The organism is Pleomorphochaeta naphthae (genome assembly GCF_055396005.1).
Genome location: NZ_AP042457.1, coordinates 2,381,718 through 2,401,613 on the forward strand (window position 1 = coordinate 2,381,718; position 19,896 = coordinate 2,401,613).

The window sequence follows — 19,896 nt, forward strand, 5'->3', positions numbered from 1 at the left end:
TTTTTTTGATAGGTTGTACTATCTTCCTCCTCTATTTAAAATTTTTCATTAATATTTAGAAATTAAAAATCTTATAACCAATTAAGAGAGAAGCTCTCACTGATGGAAAATCTCCAAAACTGTCTTTTAGTATTAAAATGCTATCTTCATACATTCCATTTAGATTAAAAAAAGAAACAGAAGGTTCAACAAACCAATTTTCATTTATTTTGTAGGTATAACCAAAAGATAATTTATTTAAATATTGTATATTTTCTAAAGGTGCATCATAGCCTGTCAGATATTCAATTTTGACTAAAGAAAATGATACAAAAATCCCATTAAATATTGGTCGATATAACACATCTATGGAGCCCCCTATTCCAATTAAATCACTTGTATTTGATAAGGGGAAAATTATATTTATTGGAATTCTTAGAGATATATCTGAATCAACATTTAGATTTAAAGTTAATTCATTATAAACTATATGATCTATAAAAGGATCAAGATATGCTACATCTAGAGCAACATCTAAAGACGATGGCTCATCATCAGCAAATAAGTTTGTAGATATAATTATTAAAAGAAATAATAAAGCTATTTTCTTCATATGCACTCCTAACTAGTAAACTAAAATAGGAGCTATATATTGAAAATAGCTTAAAACACTTAAGTAAAAATACTTAAATTCTAGATTTCAAAATCTAAAGCTTTAATGAAAGCTTCTTGATCTATTTTAAAGAAATATGTTGCAAATTCAAAAACCTCATTACCACTTATCAAAGTAAAACCCTTTTTATTAGTTGAAACTTTTTTAAATTCAATAGAGTCAATTTCATCTATTGATTTTGACCAAGAAAGCTCACATTTTCCATTTTTTTTAGAATATAATAATACCATTGAGTTATAGATAACCAATCTACCTCTTACAAAATCTTTTTCAACTTCAAAAGGGATTTTTTCACATATTAAAGAAAATTCAGGTTTTGCTTTTAAAAGAGATATTACAGCTTTTTTACTAACATAATATTCACTATAGAGAAAAAGAAACACTACAACAAATAAGGCTACAAATAGTAACCAATATGCTAAACTTCCAATAACTGTCCTAGGTATAAAAACTAAAACGAAAAATATAGCAATAATTAACAATCTTAATATATATTTCAAACCTAAATCTCCTTATCAACAAGATATTTTAGTTTAATCAATTTAGCAATACTAATTTTAAAATCTATATACTGAGGCAATAATAATTATTTTTTCATATATCCTACAAGGAGGCTTATATGAATAAAAAAAATATTATTATTTTGCTTTTAGTTACAATACTTTTTTCTTTTGTTAGTTGTGAAAGTCAACAAACAACTTCATCATTAATATTAAAATTAAAGCAAGACACTTCAAAATCTATTCTTCCAGAAGATATACCTTTAGAAGTAACTCAATTTACGATTACGGGGAAAGGCCCTCTTGAAGATGATTATTTCAATATAAATATTAAAGATAATGAAACAACAATCAAGGGGTTATCTCTTGGGACTTGGGATTTGTTTGCTGTAGGAAAAAATATTGATGGACTTTTACTAGTCAGTGGATCTACAACAATAGATATTGATAAAAATCCTACATCTGCAGTTATTGAATTAAACAAACTTGTAGGTAATGGAAATATTAAAATTAATTTTATTTGGGACCCTGAATATACAAATAATCCAAAACTAAATTTAGAATTAGAAGGTCAAAACTCAAGTAAGGTTAAAGTTACCCCAACTACTATAGATTATTCACAAGGTATAGCTACTTTCGAAACTGTGGCACGAGCTGACTCTTATACACTTACGGCAAAACTATATGATGGAGATATATTACTAGCGGGGTGTATCGAAGCAATTAGAGTTGTTATGAATAAAACTAGTGAAGGAACTATATACTTTAATATCGATGAAGACCAAGATACTACTAATAATAGTGATATTCCAATTGTGTTGAATAATAAAGCAGGGGTCCCAATCACTTGCTATATAGATGATGTTCCTCAAGTTGTATCATATAATCAAGAAATTTTCCCTTCTCTAAAAGAAGAAAACAATATCCCTTTAAGTGAATTCAATATTGATTGGTATTTAGATGGTTCTTTAATAGGAAGTGGACTTGATTGTAGCTTTAAACCAAAAATTGGAGCCCATAGATTAGATGTAATTGTTGATAATGGTGATATTGGAAGTATTAGTTCAGCGCATAAAGAATTTAATGTAAAAATAAATGCCCCATCATATTTACCAAAAGTAATAGCTACCATAGAAAATGGAGAAAATGGTTTTTATGTTGGAAATAAGATGATTATTCGATTTCTGCCAGATAATAAAATTATCTCATACTGCAAAGATACCCATACTCTTCAAATTTGTAGGCTAGTAAATAATTCAATAGAAGTTATTAAAACTTATAATAATTCATATGAAATGCCACTTTCTAATGTAATAGATATCCAAGTGGATAAGGCTAGAAATAGAGTTTTTATATCAGAACAAAATACTAATACTATAAACATATATGATTATTCATTTAATACATTAACTAAATACTTTAGTGACAATACTTACCACAAATATGCTAAAAATTTTGGGCAAATTTTCATTAGACCTACTGACTTTTTAGTATTTGATAACCTTGGAGATTCTTATAGAGAATATAAAATTGACCCAAAACTTGATAGCAAATTCTTTGCAATTGCTATGGTCAATAATCCTGATGATATTACTTATCATTGTACAAAAGGCTTAATGAGTCCAAATCAAGACTCTGTAGCTTTTGCAAGTGATACAGGTTATGTTTCTATGGCATATAATGTTCCAAATTATAGCAATTATCTCTTAAGAGCAACCGATCCTCTTCAATACAATCCTAATGAAATATTAGTTGCTGGTGCTTTAAATTGGAAAACTTTTATAGCAGGTGCTCACAATAGAATAATTTTAGGGGAACTTGATACTGAAGATTCAATTTATGCAACTACTTTAAAAGAAACTAAAAACTATGTTAGTGGCACTCAGGGATTACCTGAATTTAGTTCAGTAACTAATTTTATTTATTATCTTGAATATGACAATCTAAATAATGAAAATACGCTAAAAAAGATATACGCTCTTTGTAAGGAATCTAATTCCCTCTTAGCTTTTGATGTTAATCCAACTACACTAGAATTAACATACTTTGGAAAAGAAGATTTAGTCGATTTTAGTCCAACAGACGGTGTTCTTTCAGAAGATAATGAAACTTTAATTCTTACAGGAGATAATGAAAAATGTATTAAAATATGTAAAATCCATACTTAAAATAATCCTCTTAGCACAACTAAGAGGATATTTTATTAATCCTCATTAAACATACTCATTAATAACTGAGCACTCATCATCTCTGGATCTTGCATTGAAGAGAGGGTATTAGCAAAAGCTTGGAAGTCAGCTATTGAATCTAATAACATTAACCTAACAAAAGCTTCATCTTCTTTGTTACATGTTAATTTGACACTAGCTTGATTATCTTCAATTCTAATTATATCTAACATAATAATAGTTGATTCTTTTCTAATTTGATATACAGTATGTGAACTTTCAACACTAGAAACAAAAAAACCTTCGGCTATGAAGCCTTCGAGAACAGTATCTGAAATAAAGGTTGCAGCTCTTTTTGACGGAAAATCTAAAGCAATTGTAATTGTATCATTATCATCTTTAATATTTAATTTCTTTTTATAGCCACTACCACCTTTAAACGCACCAACTAACATAGGTGGAGCTGCGACTGAAGCTACTAACATTGTCATAACGGCTACTCCAAACAAATCATGAGTTATAGCCCCTGAAGCAAGACCTATTCCAGCAACAATTAATGTAACCTCACCTCTTGGAAGCATTCCACAACCAATTCGATATGCTCCTTTTAAATTAAAACCTACTAATAAAGCTGGTGCTCCACAACCTATAAGTTTTCCAACAAAAGCAATCAAAGAGAATAGTAAGGCAAAGCCTAAGATGCTTTTTAATGCGGAAAAATTTACCATCATTCCCATGACAGCAAAAAAGACTGGTACAAAAAATTCACTAACTGATTTTATTCTAACACTAATACTATGTGCTACATCTGTTTGACTCAAAGCCAAGCCTGAAATATATGCACCAATAATCATTGCTAGGCCTGCCATTTCAGAAAAACCTGCTAATAACAAAGCTATTCCAAAAGCTATTTCACTAATTAATGGTAAGGATTGGAATCTTTTCATTCCTCTAGTAAACTTAGGAGCTAAGATTATTCCAATTACAGTACAAGCAATCCAAAAGCCTACTGCTTTTAATGCAACTCCTGCAATAACACCCCAATGTATAGAATTACCTTCAATTTCAACAGAAGCGATTCCCACAACAACTGATAATAATACAATTGAAATTACATCATCTAAAACTGCTGCTGCCATTATTGTAACACCTTCTGGTGTCGCAATTTTTTTAGATTCTCCTAAAATACGAGCTGTAATACCTATTGAAGTTGCTGTACATACTGTACCTAAAAATAAAGCTGCTGGATCCATTAATGAATGTACTGATGGAAGGAAAATTACTGTAGCACCAGCGCCTAACAAGAAAGATGTAATAACTCCACCAAAACCAACAACTGAAGCTTTTACACTAAATTTAATAAAAGTTGGTAAATCTGTTTCTAAACCAGAATCAAAAAGCAAAAAAATAGACCCTAAAGTCGATATACCATACAAAGCAGGTGAAACAGGAATTGTTGTATCTAAAGGTAAGGGAAACAATGGCCCAAACTCACCGATAGGTATAGCACCTAATAAATACGGACCTATAATCATTCCAGCACATAACTCACCTAAAACCTTAGGTTGTTTTAAATAATGCGCAAATACATACCCTACAAACTTAGTTGCAATAAGAATAATTCCTAATTGCAACATTAACTCCATCATTTCCTCTGCCATCTTTCTCCAACCTCTATTTATAAAAACAAAAAACTATTAAATTCCAAATACTGATAAAACTTCTGCAGGAGTCTCTGATGCTAAAATACTGTTTCTAGCTTCCTCAGTTTTGATTATACGGCTTACTTCTGCAAGAAATTGAACATGAGGCCCAATATGATCACTTGGAGATAAAGTCATAATAAATATATTACTTTTTTCACCATCAAGAGCATTAAAATCGATTCCTTCTTTTTTTAAACCAATACATGCTGTTAATTGTTTTACTGCCTTAGTTTTTGCATGAGGAATTGCTACACCATGTTGAATTCCAGTAGACATTTTAGCTTCACGTTCCATCACATCATGATAAGCTAAATCTACATCCTCAATTAAATTATTATCTTTTAATATTGCTAATAATTCTTTAATAATATCGTCTTTTGAATTACTTTCTAGATTTATTTTTACAACATTTTCATTTAATATGTTTTTTAATTTCATGTTAGTTCCTTTTTATATAGAAGCAGCACATCTATATAATTATTATATAAAAAATAACTTTAATATTATGATATCATTTCCAATAATAAACGTAAAGATATTAGAACTTATTAGTAAAAAAAAAGGGCCAGTTTAGAGCTGACCCTTTTATTTAAAACCTTAATTATGCATTATAAAGTTTTCTTTTTGTATACTTAGTATGCAATAAAGAATGTGCTTTATGTGATAAAGGTTCAGTGAAGAAATCTTCATATATTTTTTTAATTGAAGGATTTTCATGTGACTTACGATATGTTGAATGCTCATCATCACTGTATAGACCAGCAATTCTCTCTTGTCTAACTTTATCGTCAGTTCCATAAGGTTGACCACCACCAGCAATACAACCACCACGGCAAGCCATTACTTCAATAAAATCATATGGTGCAGGCTTATTTGCTTTTTTCGCAGCGAGCACTTCTTCACAAATATCTTTAACATTTGCAAGCCCATGAACTACTGCTACCTTAATCTTAGTGCCTTCCATGTCTACGACACCTTTTTTTACACCATCAAGACCACGAACAGAAGTTACATTAACATCTTCTAATTCATCACCTGTTACTAAATGGAAAGCTGTTCTAACAGCAGCTTCCATAACACCACCTGTGTTACCAAAAATAGTACCAGCACCTGTATATTCACCAATTGGAGAATCACATTCTTCTTCTTTTAACGCTGCAAAATCGATACCATTAGCTCTAAACAATCTAGCAATCTCACGAGTTGTTAATACTAAATCAACATCATCATAGCCTGAAGACTTCATCGTTTCATCACGTTTAATTTCATATTTTTTAGCTGTACAAGGCATCAAAGCAACACTATAAATCTTTGCAGGATCTATTTTAGCTGTCTGAGCATAATATGTTTTAGTAATTGAACCTTGCATCATCATAGGGCTTTTAGCACTAGATAGATTTTCGTTTAATTCTGGATAGAACTTTTCACAGTAATCAACCCAACCTGGACAACAAGAAGTAAATTGAGGTAAAACACTACCTTCAGTTGTTAATCTCTTAACTAATTCACTACCTTCTTCCATGATTGTTAAATCAGCACCAAAGTTAGTATCAAATACTAAATCAACACCAATCTTTCTTAAAGCTGCATATAATCTCCCGGTAGAAACAGTACCTACAGGTAAGTCAAATTCTTCACTTATACCTACACGGACTGAAGGAGCCATTTGAACTGCAACAATTTTTTCAGGATCAGCTATAGCTGCTCTTAAGTCTGCTGTTTCATCTTTTTCATATATAGCACCTACTGGACAGTGAACAATACATTGTCCACATTTTACACAAGGACTATCATTTAGTTTTAAATTCGCAGCTGGAGACATTACGGTTGAATCACCACGACCAATAAATTCAAGAGCAAATACTCCTTGTAATTCTTGGCATACTTGAACACAACGGCCACATTTTATACATTTATGTGGATCTAAAACAATCGAAGGAGATGAAGTATCAGCACGTAGTTTAGATACTCTATGTTCAAAAGGTTGTTCTCTAATACCGAACTTAGCTGCTAAAGTTTGCAACTCACAATTACCATTTCTAATACAAGTTAAACAAGAATTTGGATGTGTACTTAGAGTCATTTCTAAAATAGCTTTTCTAACTTCAAATAATTCAGGATCATCTGTTATTACACTTAATCCTTCATGTACAGGAGTTGAGCAAGCTCTAAGCATTTTGTTGTTGTTTTCTTGTTTACATACGCACATACCACATGAAGCAAAAGGAGTTAAATCTGGATGATAACATAGTGTTGGTATATAAATTCCAACTTCCTTTGCTGCTTGTAATACAGTTGTACCCTCTGCTACTTCTACGGGAATACCATTTATTTTTACATTAACCATTATTTCTTTGATCCTCCCGACGCCTAATGAACTTCTACAGCGCCGAACTTACAAGTTGCTAGACAAGCGCCACACTTAATACAAGCTGCTTGATCGATTACATGAGCTTGTTTTCTTTCACCTGAAATTGCACCCACTGGACACTTTCGTGCACATGCAGTACAGCCAATACACTTATCAATATTAATTGAATAAGAAATTAATTTCTTACATTTACCTGCTGGACATCTCTTATCTTCGATATGAGCTTTATACTCTTCAGGGAAATATTTTAAACTTGAAAGAACTGGGTTAGGAGCTGTTTGACCTAAAGCACAAAGAGAACCTTTTTTCATTGCAAGGCCAATAGCATGGATATTATCTATATCTTTTTGAGTTCCTTTACCACTAGTAATTTTCTCTAAGATATTGAGAAGTGATCTACCCCCAATTCTACAAGGTGCACATTTACCACAAGATTCATCAACAGTAAAGTTTAGATAGAATTTAGCAACGTCAACGATACAATCATCTTCATCCATTACAATCATTCCACCTGAACCCATCATAGATCCAATTTTTTGTAATCCACCAAAGTCTATAGGAGTATCTAGGTTTTCTTTTGTAATAACACCACCTGAAGGTCCACCAGTTTGTACAGCCTTAAACTCTCGACCATTTGCAATTCCACCACCAATATCAAAAACAATTTCTCTTAATGTTGTTCCCATTGGGACCTCAACAAGACCTGAGTTTTTAATCTTACCAGTTAAAGCAAATACTTTTGTACCATGACTATCAGCTGTACCAATTTTTTGGAACCAAGCTCCACCTTTATTTATAATAACAGGTATATTTGCCCATGTTTCAACGTTATTTATACAAGTTGGTTTTTGCCATAGACCTTTTACTGCAGGGAAAGGTGGTCGTGGTTGAGGCATTCCTCTAAAACCTTCAATAGATTGTAACAAAGCAGTTTCTTCACCACAAACGAAAGCTCCAGCGCCTAAACGAATTTCAATATCAAAATCGAAACCACTACCTAAAATATCTTTTCCTAACAAGCCGTATTCTCTAGCTTGTTTCATTGCAACTTCTAGACGATGAATAGCCAAAGGATATTCTGCTCTAATATAGATATAACCTTGATGAGCACCAATAGCTTTACCACAAATTGTCATAGCTTCTAATACTGAATGGGGGTCCCCTTCTAATGTAGAACGGTCCATATAAGCACCTGGATCCCCTTCATCAGCATTACATACTACGAATTTTTCATCATTTTCAGCCATCTTAGTAAAATTCCATTTCATCCATGTTGGGAAACCTGCACCACCACGACCTCTAAGGCCAGCAATTTTAAGTTCCTCAACAATTTGATCTGGAGTCATGTCAAACAAAGCTTTTTCTAAAGCAGCATAACCATCACGAGCTATGTATTCATCAATTTTTTCTGGATCAATAAATCCACAGTTACGAAGAACAATTCTAAACTGTTTTTGATAGAATTCTATTTCTTCGACTTGAGCATGTTTATGACTCTTTTCTTTATTATATAAAAGTCTTGTTACTTCACGACCTTTAATAACATGTTCACTAATCAATTCTTTAGCATCTTCCGGTTTTACTTGAACGTAGAAAGAATCTTCTGGAAGAATTTTAACTATTGGACCTTGTTCACAGAAACCAAAACAACCAGTTTTAACAATCTGTACTTCGTCTTTTACCCCTTGTGCTTCACATTCAGCAATAAGGTTTTTGTAAATATCGTCTGCGTGGCTAGATTCACATCCTGTACCACCACAAACCAAAATATAGTTTCTGAAAGCCATTACTTATCTCCATCCTTTACATAAATATCTGCTGCAGGTCTGTCGAATACATGATCACTTACTAATTTATGATCGATTAAGTGGTCTTGAACAATTTGCTTTGCTACTTTTGCATCAACATTACCATAAATTACATCAGGCATATTCGGTATTACTACTTCAACAGTTGGTTCAACATGGCAAAGTCCCATGCACCCTGTTTGAGTAACTGAGATATTTGTAATCCCCTTTTTGTCTAATTCAGAAAGAAAAGCATCTAAAACAGTTTTTGCACCAGCTGCGATACCACAAGTACCCATTCCGATAATAATTTGGCCTTCTTTACTTTCTATACTTCTTTTTTGTAAGGCCTTTTGCTTTGAAGCTCTTAATTCTCTAAGTTCATCTAATGTCATTTTTGCCATTATTTTTTTCTCCATTTTGCTATTGCTTAAAAACTAAAGTTCTCTCCATATAATATTGAATGAGATCTTCTTCTTGGCTTTTTAAAAAATCTCTTAAAAGGCACAAGGATGATACAGATGAAAAATCTCCTAATATCTCAAGTAATTCGCTTTTTGAATACTCATAATATCCACTTCCCTTTGAAGTATTAATCTCACGTCTAATTACTAACTCTTTAGCCTTTGCATCACTATATAAAGCTAAAAATGTAGAACTAAGATCTCCAAGAGGAGGAGTGTCTATATTACATAAATCAAATGAACAATCTACTTGAGTTCCCTCATTTGGTTTTGACTTAATATCAAAACTCCCTCCGCTTTCTTTAACACTTTGAACTAAAAACGGAAGGCCTAAGCCAACTTTCCTATTCTTATGTTTAATCCCATCAGTATAATAAGGATCTAAAACTTTATTTAAAACATCTTGACTCATACCTTTACCATTATCTTTAATGGTAACGTATAAAAAGCGATTTTCCTCATTCAAAAACAACTCAACAAATGAACTATTTGCTTCAAATGAATTTTGAGTTATATCTAAGATAAAATCACTAATGTAACGATGCATATTTTCTTATTTTTAAGCGAATTTCTTTAAGATTCCAGGAATTTGATTCTTAGTAACCTTACCAAAAACTTCACCACCAATGGTCATTACTGGTGCTAAACCACAACAACCAATACAACGAACTGCTTCTAATGAAAATTTACTGTCATCAGTGATACCACCAACTTCTAAATCTAATAAGTTGCCAATTTCTTCTACAATAAGATCTCCACCTTTTAAGTAGCAAGCAGTACCCAAACAAACCTGTATGTTATACTTACCGGGCTTTGTTAGCTTAAAGAAATGATAGAATGTTAAAACACCCCATATTTTAGCAAATGGAATATCCAATCTTTTTGAAACTTCATCAGCTGCTTCCCTCGACACATATCCATATTCACTTTGGACCTTGTGTAACACCATGATGAGATTACCTGGTTTGTCACGCCATTCGTCGATAAAGCTAATCAACTCTGGCGAGAATTCAATGTTATTCTCTGACATGTACCCTCCTAATATTTTTTACCCTAATTTACATTAATCAATTACTTGATTAGTGGTTATTCTAACATACTTGGCCAAATATGTACATATAAATATACCCCGTAAAGAAATATTAAACTCAGATACACTAAAATTGGAAAACAAATATTGACTAAAAACTGTAAATAATGTACCATTGGTCACATTAATAGGAGGTTTTCATGAATAATGACCAACTTACACGAATTACAAGATACTACCGAGCACTTAATAGACTTCGCTCAATTGGGCTAGAAAAAGTATTTGCCCATAACCTTGCTGATGCCGCTGGTGTATCTGCTGCGGTAGTAAGAAAAGACTTCTCACAATTATCTATTCATGGACAGAAAAGAGGTGGCTATGAGATTATAGATTTGATTGCTTCACTTTCTCAAATTTTAGGAAAAGGTGATTCTCAAAATGCTATAATAATGGGATGTGGTAGAATTGGACTTGCTTTAATGCATTATGGTGGATTTGAACCCGATGGAATCAAAATTGTGGCAGGATTTGATAGCGATCCACAAGTTTATAGCGATTCTTCTCAACCAATTTCAATATATCCTTTATCTAGACTTGATGAAGTTGTTGATGCACTAGATGTTAAGGTTGGAATTATAACCGTTCCAGAAATAGCAGCAGCTGATACTTATCATAGGTTATTAAAAGCAGGAGTTAAAGGGGTTTTAAACTTTTCCCCTGTAACTTTAAAACCTATTTTATTAAAAGATGGATCTATGAGTGTAGTACAAAATATTAATTTAAGCCTTACATTAGAAAAGATTTTCTATGAATTAAAATTCCCTAAAAAAGTTAAAACTACAGACTAAAATTTTAAGGAGGCTACATAGCCTCCTATTTTTTAATATTTTTCAAGGTCACATAAATTGGAAAATGGTCACTTATTCCAGTTAAACTTTTTTCATTCCAAGAATATGGAATTCCGGTTGATGTACAGATTTTTTGAGGTGCATATATATTAAAATCATCAAAATCATAACCAATAAGATCTAAACAATTATTATTTAGCAAAGCTAAATCAAAATTATACCATTTATCTTTATAAAAATACGTACCATTTTTATTTTTTCTTACACTAAAATCTAATTGAGGGGAATATAAAACATCTTGAAAAAGTGTATAAGGTGATGAAGATACTAAAAGAGATCCTTTCTCTCTAAAATAAAAAGCATTTTCTTTCTCAATATCATATAATGCTGTTTGAATTGTTGAGTAGATTGAAGGATCCTCGTTAAAATCACCAATACAAATAATATTATAATTATAACTTTCGTTTATAAGACGCTTTAAAGTTTTACTTAAATTAATTCGAAGATTTTCTGTCTCTTCAAACCCTTCTATCTGACTTTTGGCGTGAAATGTTAAAACTCTAATTACTTCTTCATCTACTTTAAAGTCTAAAGCTAGAACGCTTCTAGCCCCTTCAACAGCATGCACTGTTATATCAGTAGGTTTTATTTTAGAAATAAATCCAATAGATATAGCACTATCTTCTTCCTTTATTGCTCCAAAATATATATAGCCTTTTCTAGAAAGATATAAATCAACCATATCACTAAGTACATTTGAATTTTCAACTTCCTGTAAAACAACAACATCACCATTTAAATCATCAATCACATCACAAGCATTTTTTAAGCGTCTTCTATAAACTGATTCATCATAATTATCTAAAGAGAAATCACTATATTCACTACCATCTATTGTAGTATCCATTAAATTCTCTACATTCCAACTAACAATTTTAAAAGAAAACTCTTCTACTTGTGGTTGTTCACAACTGATAAAAATCAAACACAAAGACAATAAAAAAAATGCAACCATAAAAACTCCTAAAGTAATTTATTAGAAATTTTATAAGATTGCATTTAATATATTATTTATAATATTTTAAAGATCTGATCTCTTTTCAACAATTCTACTAATCAAACCATATTCTTTAGCTTCATCGCTAAATAACCAATGATCTCTTTCTGTATCTTTTTTTACTTCCTCAACACTTTTATTTGTTGCATCAGCAATAACTTTATCTAACTTAGCTCTTAATCTATCAATTTGTTTTGAATAAATTTCAATAGCAGTTGCAACACCCTTCATTCCACTCATAGGTTGGTGAATTAAATATGTTGAATTTGGAAGGCCTACTCTTCTTTCAGCAGGAACTGCTAATAAAACAAGAGATGCAGCTGAAGCTACTAAACCAGCACCGACCATTATTACTTTTGGGGTGATAAATCTAACCATATCATATATTGCATAACCTGCATCAACATCACCACCAGGACTATTTATAAAAATTTTAATATCTTTTTCGCTATCTTCTGCTTCTAAAAGAAGTAATTGTGAAATAATCTTTTCAGCGCTTTCTTTATTGATTTCACCACTTAGTAAAATACTACGGGTTTTTAATAGTCTTTCATTCATTTGAGGATCTTGAGCTTTTACGTCTTTCTTTTCTTCACTCATTAATTAGTAACTCCTAAATTTAATATCTTTAAATAATATAATAGAAATTATGGAGAAAGTAAAATAGTATACTATAATTAATCATTAATTTACTTTTATTTATAATTAAAATTATTTCTATTTTGCCTATTTCTATGTCGTCTTTGTCTCATTTTGTAATTAGAATTCTCAGTAAGGCCTACTTCTTTCTCTAAAATTTCATCATCAACAACTTCAACAGTTCCGCCCTCAACAAAAAGATGTCTTGCATCTATTAACATCAATGAAATTTTATATCGAGCATCCGTGTACAGTTGCTGAACAGTCGTTCTAGCTATATTCATAGATTTACTACATTCAACTTGAGTATATCCCTTATAATCAATTAATCGAATAGTTTCAAATTCCTCATTAGTTAAGATTACATCTTCATTATCTTTTCTTGATACAATGGCATTTCTTTTAACTGGAGCAAAATGTTTAATTGAACTTATATAACCAATTCTTCTAAATTTTTTATTTCTTGGCATAATTTTCCACACCTTTATTTTGTCTTTCAAAATTATAATTCATTATTCAACCTCTCCTCTTTTCATAATCTATTATACCATCTAGCAACTGAGAACTTAATAATTAAAACATAGCTTTGAATAAGAAAAACTTCTTTATTTATAAACTTTATTCATTTATATTCATAAAACACAAAGAGGAGAAAACTAACAGCTTTCTCCTCAAAAAGAATAATAAATGAAATTAATAAAGAGTTAATAATTAATGATTAAAAATTACCTCTATTTCTTCTGCCACAACCATTTAATCGCATTCCTCTGCCTCTAAATGAGTTAAAACCTCTTCCCCCTCTATAGAAAGATCCTAATGGACGATTAAACCCACCATCTCTAAAACCTCTATTTAAAGTATTTATTTGTTCAATCTCTTCATTTTTTAGATCATTAGAAGAAGTTTCAATTGCATTACATCTTCCTAATCCTCTTCCTGTCATTTTACCTCTGCCCTCTGGGCCTGTTCCATTTAATCCTGGCATATTGTATCTCCTTGTTTATATTTTATCATTGGTGATATTTAATTAATAATAATTAAATCTTTTGTTATCTGGCATATGTCGCTTACAACTATAAGATAACACCATATCAGGCATATGTCAATTATTATTTCTGACATTTGTCATTTTTTTTAAATTAATATTTATAGCCTCTAATGTTGTTAATATTTAGAGTTTTGATTATTATAAAGATAAAATTAAACCAGGAGTCCTATATGAAATGTGGAACAGTAGCAATTATTGGAAGACCATCAAGTGGAAAAAGCACAATGGTAAACACTATAGTTGAAATGCCAGTATCTATTACTGCGAAAACGCCCCAAACAACAAGAAATGCAATTAGAGGAATATATACAGATCAAAGAGGACAATTAATATTTACTGATACACCAGGGTATCATTTGAATGAACAAACACTAAATTTAAGGCTCCAAGAAATAGCAACATCGCCATTAAGCGAAAGCGACATGATTTTATATGTTGTTGATTCTTCAAGAGTCCCTGGTAAAGAAGAATTTGCTATTATAGAAATTTTAAAGGCTGTAAAGAAACCAATAGTTTGTGTATTTAATAAAAACGACATAATAAAAGATGATCAAATAGAAGAAACAAAATTAATAATAAAAGAACATCTCCCTGATGCAATTTATTTAAGTGCTAGCGCTAAAAATGATGAAGGTATAGATGAAATATTAATTGAATTATTTAAAATAGCACCTGAAGGTGAATTAATGTATAGTGAAGATGCTTACACAGATCAACCTTTAGAATTTAGAATAAGTGAAATAATTAGAGGAAAAACTATTGCTTTAGCTAATCAAGAATTGCCTCATGCCATTTACGTTGATGTTAGCGATATAGAATTTAGAGAAAAAGAAAACCTTATTTGGGTTAGAGCTTTTATCATAGTAGAAAGAGAATCTCAAAAAGGTATTATTGTTGGAAAAGGTGGAGCTAATATCAAAAAAATTAGAGTCCAATCTTTTAAAGAAATTAAAAAAATCTTCCCTGGCAAAAAACTACAACTTGATTTACGTGTAAAAGCTCAACCAAAATGGAGAAAAAACTCCTTTATTTTAGATAAAATTTTAAATTAGAATACAAAAGGACTCTTTATGATAATTAAGAGATATGTAGAAGGGGAGGAATTAAAGCTTTGGAAAGTATTTTATTCCTCTGTACATGTCAATGCTAAAAACTATTATAATGATAAACAATTAGATGCTTGGGCACCAAGGAAGATTGATTATAATTCTTGGTGTGATAAAATAAAGCAAATTAATCCTTATGCTATTTATGATTCAAATAAAATAATAGGATATGCTGATTTACAAGATAATGGATATATTGATCATTTTTTCATTCGAGGTGGTTATTCAAAAAAAGGATATGGAACTTCCTTAATTAAACATATTATTCAATTAGCAAGGAATAAAAATATTCCATTTTTAGAATCTTATGTTAGTCTTTCAGCGCAGTCTTTTTTTAATAAGTTTGGATTTTCTGAAATAGAGAAAAATATTGTAGATATTAGAGGTGAAAAACTAAAAAATTCTTTAATGAGAGTATATCTTGATAAAAATTACCAAGATATACTTTAGTACACTTAAAATATAGTAATTCATTAAACAATTTAAATAAAATTAGTTTTTACTTTCTTTTCAAATTTTGGTTTTTCGATATTAGCAAATTTAAAAGCTTTTATCATGTAAGCCATGTTTCTAGCTAATATTCTCATTGTTTGAAGTCCTTCTTTATCTTTTTGGACTTCATCTGGAGTATTTCCATGTACCATAGGCCAATATTGAGTAGAAACTATGGGCATTTGACTTATTGTAAAGAATTTATTTAATTGATCAATTGTACAAGTAGTTCCAGCTCTTCTTGCACTTGCTATACTTGCAGCAGGCATTAATGCTATTTTTTCTTTATCTAAAACTTTCATTAATTCAATCATAAAACTAGAAAGAATAGGAGTAGCTGCTGCATAATAAACAGGAGAGCCAATAATCAATCCAGAGGATGCTTCAATCTTTTCTTTTACTTCTTTGATAAATGCTCTATCTAAACTTCTCTCTAAACTTTTGATATAAATTATTTCACTATCTACATCATTCTTTTTTAATTCTTGAGCAATTTCATTTAAAGCTGTATAAGTACAACCTTTTTCTCTAGGGCTTCCATTTATTAAAATAACTTTCATAAAAATATATTCCTCCCTAAAAAATATGCAGTAAAGCTTACGCCTTACTGCTATTATTTTAATATTTTTCTAAAATAGGTAATATTTTGTCTTTACCACAAGTCAACATAAATTGAGCTAATTTAGGACCTTTAGGTTTTCCAATTAGTATTGTGTAAATAATTCTAAAGAAATCAGAAGTTTCTAAATCATTATCTGTTGCACAAGCATACATTGCATTAGTGAATTCTTTTGCTGTCTCATAAGTATCCATTTTAGCAACAACTTCTTTTAGCGCTTTAATTGAAACTAGTTCTTTTTCACTAACTTCCACTTTCTCGCTATCTTTTGTGGCTAGTGCAAATCTAAAGTCTTCAGGAGAAAATTTTGTAATCCAAGCCCAAGCACATTCACATCTTTTAATAAGCCTTTCTTTTTGGCTATCACTTACATCAGATAAAGAATTAATAACAGCTTCTATATCACCACCATAAATTTGAAGAAGATTACAAAGGTGTCTAAATGGAATTTGATATGATGGTTCACTTGGAATAGAGTCAACTTGACTTAATTCATAAATTCTTCTTTGTTTTGCAGTTTTCTTTTCATTTGCCTTTTGAAGACCAAAATAGATTCTTTCACATGTATCATAATCTTCATAAATTTTTAATACATCCAAATCGAATGAAATTGCAAATTCTGTGTTTGGTCTAGTTCCAACAAACATATATCTACAAACTTCAGGAGTATAAACTTCTAAAACATCATAAAGAGATACAACTTCACCTGAGGAAGATGATATTTTACCACCTCTTCCTTTGATAGAAATAAAATCATATTGGAAAGATACCGGAGGTTTACCACCAAAAACTTCAACAATTTTTTTACTAGTATCAAAAGACCCACCTTCACTGTGATGGTCCTTCCCAGCTGGTTCGAAATCTACTTCTTCTTCGCACCATCTCATTGGCCAGTCAATTCTCCAAGGTAGTTTAGTATTAGGAGTTTCTCTAATATCAATTGTTTCTTCTTGATTTGTAGAATCATCACGATAAGTGATTTTATATTCTCCATCCCAATCTAAGATAGTTGTAGTATCTTTATCAGTGAAAGAAGAGAATACTGAAATTGGCCACCAATCATCACCTAATTCATTTGTTCTGTATTCATTTAAAATTGCTTTTATTTCTTCTTTCTTTTCTAAGGCCTTTCTAATTCCTTCAGCATATTTATTGTTTCTATAGCGTTCTGCTTGATATAAATATTCAGGATTTACTCCTACTTCAGGTAATATTTTTTCAACATCAATTTCATTACCACGAGCATAATTTTCTGCTCTCTTTAATGTATCAGGAACTAATGTAATAGGCTTTCTCAAGTAAGTTTCTAACAATTCTGGTTCAGGCATATTTTTAGGAACTTTTCTAAATACATCATAGTCATCCCAACTATAAATGAAACGAACGTTTTTACCTTTATCTTTTAAAGCTCTTGCAACTAATTCAACAGAGATAATCTCTCTAAAATTACCAATATGAACTGTACCTGAAGGGGTGATACCACTTGCACAGGTATAACAATCTTTTTCACCCTTTTCACGGATGATCTTATCGGCGTAAATATCCGCCCAATGTGTAGATACTATTTTCTTATTACTCATAGATGCCAATTATATACAAAGAGATAACTCTATTCAATAATTAAAAAAACTATTTGATATAAAAAGAAATCTAATTCATTACATAATAATACAAAATGCTTCTTGATTTAGAACCAAGAAGCAAAGAAAAAAAGTATTTATTTTTTTATTTAAAAATCTAGCATCAACACAAGAGAACCAACACTAACTCTTGTTGGATCTTTATCAAAATTATATCCCTTCAAGACATAAGCATATTGATAACCTAAGCTAGCAAAATCATTAACATTTATAGTTGCTTGAACTCCAGTTGAAGCAATTAAATTTTCTTCACTGTAATTTGTATTTACATATTCAAGCATGCCATATCCAACATCTACAAAGAAGTTAAATTGTGGGAATACTCTAGCAAATTTAATTTCATCAATTTCATAGAAAGCAACTCTGAAATCTAAATTATTAACGAAAGTTAATTTATTATTATATGAATAGTTACTAAAGCCTCTAACTTTTCTTCCTAAAGATATGCTCTTTCTAAAATAAGTTGGAACACTTGAACCATCTGTATAATTTGCTACAACTCTATCAACTAATACTAAGGAAAACAGATTCCTACCTGTATCATAAGCTTGTCTATCTAAGAGAGTTTTTGCAAAAATTAATTCAACATTAGCACTGTAAAAATCAGATAGACCAATTAAAGAATTAATTTGTTCTGGTGCAATTGAGAATTCTGTTTCTACTGAAACACCATCTTGAACGAACATATCATCATTCATAAAGTCTAAAAATAATCCACCAGTAAAATATGTTCCAAGAAGATTATCATCAACTAAATCTGGATAATATGTATAATTATTAGAAAATCCTATTTTATCTTTATAATATTCAAATATTCCATCATAAGCTATTGATGCAGTAAGTACATCATTAAAAAAGCCTTGATTTAATTGAAACTTCCAATCTGCTCTAACTAAATCTACACTGACTATATTATCTGCAGCATTTGTTCCATCTGTTATAGAATTCCACAGATTTCTTTTTTCAAGTCCTCCACCAATATAAAATTGCAATTCAGTTGTATTGTCTTTTATAAAGTTTAAATCAGTTTTACCTATACCGACATTTAAATAAGTAGGACCAATACCTCCTAAATAATCTTCATGCATGCCTAATGAATCGAATAAAAATCTGTAATCACTAGAAAAAGTAAAACTAGAAACAAACATCAACATTAAACAAAATAGAGCTATTTTCTTTTTCATTATATAAACCTCGCTTAATTATGATAATAAAACAGAAATTTAAAAATTACTAGAATATTTTTTTTAAATAACTCTTTCTTAACGGTTAAGTGATTATATCACGGTTTAAATTTAAAAATTTAATTATAGTTACCCTAGATAAAATATTGGAGAATTAAATGAATACTAATGATTTTACAATGTATGTAGCAATAATTGCTATTGCATTTTTTCTTATTAATAATATTTACCAGAAAATTGCAATGCTAAGAGCAAAAGCTAAGGGAGCTGTTTATAATAAGATAGATCAAGCTGAAGCTAAAACTCAAATGGATAGAGATAAAAGTATTGTTATTTTAGATGTTAGAACCCCTAATGAATACAAAAGTGGTCATATCAAAAGAGCAAAAAACATTTCAAGTCCTAAAGAAGTTGCAGCAAAATATCCAGACAAAGATACTATTTTCTTTGTTTACTGCCAAAGTGGAAGCAGAAGTAGCAAGGCAGCAAAAAAACTTGTTATGAAAGGCTATACTCAAGTTTATGATATTGGTGGCTTATCTTACTGGAAATATGGCACTACAAAAAAATAAAAATAAATTACTT

General features: G+C 30.5%; 21 protein-coding genes. 5 read left to right on the plus strand and 16 right to left on the minus strand.

Features of this window, described 5'->3' with window-relative positions:
- Window positions 1-55: 55 nt before the first annotated feature.
- On the minus strand, window positions 56-592 hold the full coding sequence (locus ACZ5SO_RS10875) for a hypothetical protein (protein ID WP_464624585.1): 537 nt from the start codon (window positions 590-592) through the stop codon (window positions 56-58).
- 80 nt (window positions 593-672) lie between these two features.
- Window positions 673-1,152 (minus strand): hypothetical protein, encoded by a 480-nt coding sequence (locus ACZ5SO_RS10880; RefSeq protein ID WP_464624587.1) that lies wholly within the window; start codon window positions 1,150-1,152, stop codon window positions 673-675.
- Window positions 1,153-1,271: 119 nt separating this feature from the next.
- Here ACZ5SO_RS10880 and ACZ5SO_RS10885 point away from each other — a divergent pair, with 119 nt between their 5' ends.
- Window positions 1,272-3,320 (plus strand): hypothetical protein, encoded by a 2,049-nt coding sequence (locus tag ACZ5SO_RS10885; RefSeq protein WP_464624589.1) that lies wholly within the window; start codon window positions 1,272-1,274, stop codon window positions 3,318-3,320.
- Between the two features lie 35 nt (window positions 3,321-3,355).
- Here ACZ5SO_RS10885 and ACZ5SO_RS10890 read toward each other — a convergent pair whose 3' ends face one another.
- The 7 genes from ACZ5SO_RS10890 to ACZ5SO_RS10920 form a co-directional block, all read right to left on the minus strand.
- A complete protein-coding gene (locus ACZ5SO_RS10890; RefSeq protein WP_464624591.1) occupies window positions 3,356-4,981 on the minus strand; it encodes a cation:proton antiporter in 1,626 nt (541 codons plus the stop codon).
- Between the two features lie 36 nt (window positions 4,982-5,017).
- Window positions 5,018-5,464, minus strand: a complete 447-nt coding sequence (locus ACZ5SO_RS10895) for a PTS sugar transporter subunit IIA (RefSeq protein WP_464624592.1) — start codon at window positions 5,462-5,464, stop codon at window positions 5,018-5,020.
- A 163-nt stretch (window positions 5,465-5,627) separates the two neighbouring features.
- Complete coding sequence (locus ACZ5SO_RS10900) at window positions 5,628-7,373, minus strand: NADH-dependent [FeFe] hydrogenase, group A6 (RefSeq protein ID WP_464624594.1); 1,746 nt, start codon at window positions 7,371-7,373, stop codon at window positions 5,628-5,630.
- A gap of 23 nt (window positions 7,374-7,396) precedes the next feature.
- Window positions 7,397-9,184 carry an NADH-ubiquinone oxidoreductase-F iron-sulfur binding region domain-containing protein gene (locus tag ACZ5SO_RS10905; protein ID WP_464624595.1) on the minus strand — a complete coding sequence of 596 codons (1,788 nt, stop codon included), beginning with the start codon at window positions 9,182-9,184 and terminating at the stop codon, window positions 7,397-7,399.
- Window positions 9,184-9,588, minus strand: coding sequence for a (2Fe-2S) ferredoxin domain-containing protein (locus ACZ5SO_RS10910; protein WP_464624596.1), 405 nt, complete (start codon window positions 9,586-9,588; stop codon window positions 9,184-9,186). Before ACZ5SO_RS10910 ends, ACZ5SO_RS10905 begins: the two co-directional genes overlap by 1 nt.
- Before the next feature lie 19 nt (window positions 9,589-9,607).
- Window positions 9,608-10,195, minus strand: coding sequence for an ATP-binding protein (locus ACZ5SO_RS10915; protein ID WP_464624597.1), 588 nt, complete (start codon window positions 10,193-10,195; stop codon window positions 9,608-9,610).
- Window positions 10,196-10,207: 12 nt separating this feature from the next.
- Window positions 10,208-10,678 (minus strand): NADH-quinone oxidoreductase subunit NuoE family protein, encoded by a 471-nt coding sequence (locus tag ACZ5SO_RS10920; protein WP_464624599.1) that lies wholly within the window; start codon window positions 10,676-10,678, stop codon window positions 10,208-10,210.
- A 200-nt stretch (window positions 10,679-10,878) separates the two neighbouring features.
- Here ACZ5SO_RS10920 and ACZ5SO_RS10925 point away from each other — a divergent pair, with 200 nt between their 5' ends.
- On the plus strand, window positions 10,879-11,526 hold the full coding sequence (locus ACZ5SO_RS10925) for a redox-sensing transcriptional repressor Rex (protein ID WP_464624601.1): 648 nt from the start codon (window positions 10,879-10,881) through the stop codon (window positions 11,524-11,526).
- Window positions 11,527-11,551: 25 nt separating this feature from the next.
- Here the strand turns inward: ACZ5SO_RS10925 and ACZ5SO_RS10930 are convergent, their stop codons facing one another.
- The 4 genes from ACZ5SO_RS10930 to ACZ5SO_RS10945 form a co-directional block, all read right to left on the minus strand.
- Window positions 11,552-12,541 (minus strand): endonuclease/exonuclease/phosphatase family protein, encoded by a 990-nt coding sequence (locus ACZ5SO_RS10930; protein ID WP_464624603.1) that lies wholly within the window; start codon window positions 12,539-12,541, stop codon window positions 11,552-11,554.
- Between the two features lie 66 nt (window positions 12,542-12,607).
- Window positions 12,608-13,183: an ATP-dependent Clp protease proteolytic subunit gene (locus ACZ5SO_RS10935; RefSeq protein WP_464624604.1), complete on the minus strand. Its 576-nt coding sequence runs from the start codon at window positions 13,181-13,183 to the stop codon at window positions 12,608-12,610.
- A gap of 95 nt (window positions 13,184-13,278) precedes the next feature.
- On the minus strand, window positions 13,279-13,692 hold the full coding sequence (locus tag ACZ5SO_RS10940) for a DUF134 domain-containing protein (protein WP_464624606.1): 414 nt from the start codon (window positions 13,690-13,692) through the stop codon (window positions 13,279-13,281).
- A gap of 248 nt (window positions 13,693-13,940) precedes the next feature.
- Window positions 13,941-14,207 carry a DUF5320 domain-containing protein gene (locus ACZ5SO_RS10945; RefSeq protein ID WP_464624608.1) on the minus strand — a complete coding sequence of 89 codons (267 nt, stop codon included), beginning with the start codon at window positions 14,205-14,207 and terminating at the stop codon, window positions 13,941-13,943.
- 233 nt (window positions 14,208-14,440) lie between these two features.
- Between ACZ5SO_RS10945 and era the strand changes: the two genes are divergently transcribed.
- Window positions 14,441-15,322, plus strand: a complete 882-nt coding sequence (era, locus tag ACZ5SO_RS10950; protein ID WP_464624610.1) for a GTPase Era — start codon at window positions 14,441-14,443, stop codon at window positions 15,320-15,322.
- A gap of 18 nt (window positions 15,323-15,340) precedes the next feature.
- Window positions 15,341-15,826 carry a GNAT family N-acetyltransferase gene (locus ACZ5SO_RS10955; protein ID WP_464624611.1) on the plus strand — a complete coding sequence of 162 codons (486 nt, stop codon included), beginning with the start codon at window positions 15,341-15,343 and terminating at the stop codon, window positions 15,824-15,826.
- Between the two features lie 32 nt (window positions 15,827-15,858).
- Here ACZ5SO_RS10955 and ACZ5SO_RS10960 read toward each other — a convergent pair whose 3' ends face one another.
- From ACZ5SO_RS10960 to ACZ5SO_RS10970, 3 genes are all read right to left on the minus strand, one after another.
- Window positions 15,859-16,428: a flavodoxin family protein gene (locus ACZ5SO_RS10960; RefSeq protein ID WP_464624612.1), complete on the minus strand. Its 570-nt coding sequence runs from the start codon at window positions 16,426-16,428 to the stop codon at window positions 15,859-15,861.
- Between the two features lie 58 nt (window positions 16,429-16,486).
- Window positions 16,487-18,067, minus strand: coding sequence for a lysine--tRNA ligase (lysS, locus tag ACZ5SO_RS10965; protein ID WP_464624614.1), 1,581 nt, complete (start codon window positions 18,065-18,067; stop codon window positions 16,487-16,489).
- A 149-nt stretch (window positions 18,068-18,216) separates the two neighbouring features.
- Window positions 18,217-19,311, minus strand: a complete 1,095-nt coding sequence (locus ACZ5SO_RS10970) for a hypothetical protein (protein ID WP_464624615.1) — start codon at window positions 19,309-19,311, stop codon at window positions 18,217-18,219.
- A 158-nt stretch (window positions 19,312-19,469) separates the two neighbouring features.
- On the opposite strand from ACZ5SO_RS10970, the gene ACZ5SO_RS10975 reads away from it, so the two are divergent.
- Window positions 19,470-19,883, plus strand: coding sequence for a rhodanese-like domain-containing protein (locus tag ACZ5SO_RS10975; protein ID WP_464624617.1), 414 nt, complete (start codon window positions 19,470-19,472; stop codon window positions 19,881-19,883).
- Window positions 19,884-19,896: the final 13 nt, after the last annotated feature.

Coding starts and splice junctions, on each gene's coding strand:
- ACZ5SO_RS10895 (WP_464624592.1), bottom strand. CDS start 5,464: ATGAAATTAAAAAACATATTAAATGAAAATGTTGTAAAAATAAATCTA.
- lysS (WP_464624614.1), bottom strand. CDS start 18,067: ATGAGTAATAAGAAAATAGTATCTACACATTGGGCGGATATTTACGCC.
- ACZ5SO_RS10925 (WP_464624601.1), top strand. CDS start 10,879: ATGAATAATGACCAACTTACACGAATTACAAGATACTACCGAGCACTT.
- ACZ5SO_RS10930 (WP_464624603.1), bottom strand. CDS start 12,541: ATGGTTGCATTTTTTTTATTGTCTTTGTGTTTGATTTTTATCAGTTGT.
- ACZ5SO_RS10940 (WP_464624606.1), bottom strand. CDS start 13,692: ATGCCAAGAAATAAAAAATTTAGAAGAATTGGTTATATAAGTTCAATT.
- ACZ5SO_RS10905 (WP_464624595.1), bottom strand. CDS start 9,184: ATGGCTTTCAGAAACTATATTTTGGTTTGTGGTGGTACAGGATGTGAA.
- ACZ5SO_RS10920 (WP_464624599.1), bottom strand. CDS start 10,678: ATGTCAGAGAATAACATTGAATTCTCGCCAGAGTTGATTAGCTTTATC.
- ACZ5SO_RS10935 (WP_464624604.1), bottom strand. CDS start 13,183: ATGAGTGAAGAAAAGAAAGACGTAAAAGCTCAAGATCCTCAAATGAAT.
- era (WP_464624610.1), top strand. CDS start 14,441: ATGAAATGTGGAACAGTAGCAATTATTGGAAGACCATCAAGTGGAAAA.
- ACZ5SO_RS10945 (WP_464624608.1), bottom strand. CDS start 14,207: ATGCCAGGATTAAATGGAACAGGCCCAGAGGGCAGAGGTAAAATGACA.
- ACZ5SO_RS10960 (WP_464624612.1), bottom strand. CDS start 16,428: ATGAAAGTTATTTTAATAAATGGAAGCCCTAGAGAAAAAGGTTGTACT.
- ACZ5SO_RS10885 (WP_464624589.1), top strand. CDS start 1,272: ATGAATAAAAAAAATATTATTATTTTGCTTTTAGTTACAATACTTTTT.
- ACZ5SO_RS10915 (WP_464624597.1), bottom strand. CDS start 10,195: ATGCATCGTTACATTAGTGATTTTATCTTAGATATAACTCAAAATTCA.
- ACZ5SO_RS10910 (WP_464624596.1), bottom strand. CDS start 9,588: ATGGCAAAAATGACATTAGATGAACTTAGAGAATTAAGAGCTTCAAAG.
- ACZ5SO_RS10975 (WP_464624617.1), top strand. CDS start 19,470: ATGAATACTAATGATTTTACAATGTATGTAGCAATAATTGCTATTGCA.
- ACZ5SO_RS10955 (WP_464624611.1), top strand. CDS start 15,341: ATGATAATTAAGAGATATGTAGAAGGGGAGGAATTAAAGCTTTGGAAA.
- ACZ5SO_RS10900 (WP_464624594.1), bottom strand. CDS start 7,373: ATGGTTAATGTAAAAATAAATGGTATTCCCGTAGAAGTAGCAGAGGGT.
- ACZ5SO_RS10970 (WP_464624615.1), bottom strand. CDS start 19,311: ATGAAAAAGAAAATAGCTCTATTTTGTTTAATGTTGATGTTTGTTTCT.
- ACZ5SO_RS10875 (WP_464624585.1), bottom strand. CDS start 592: ATGAAGAAAATAGCTTTATTATTTCTTTTAATAATTATATCTACAAAC.
- ACZ5SO_RS10890 (WP_464624591.1), bottom strand. CDS start 4,981: ATGGCAGAGGAAATGATGGAGTTAATGTTGCAATTAGGAATTATTCTT.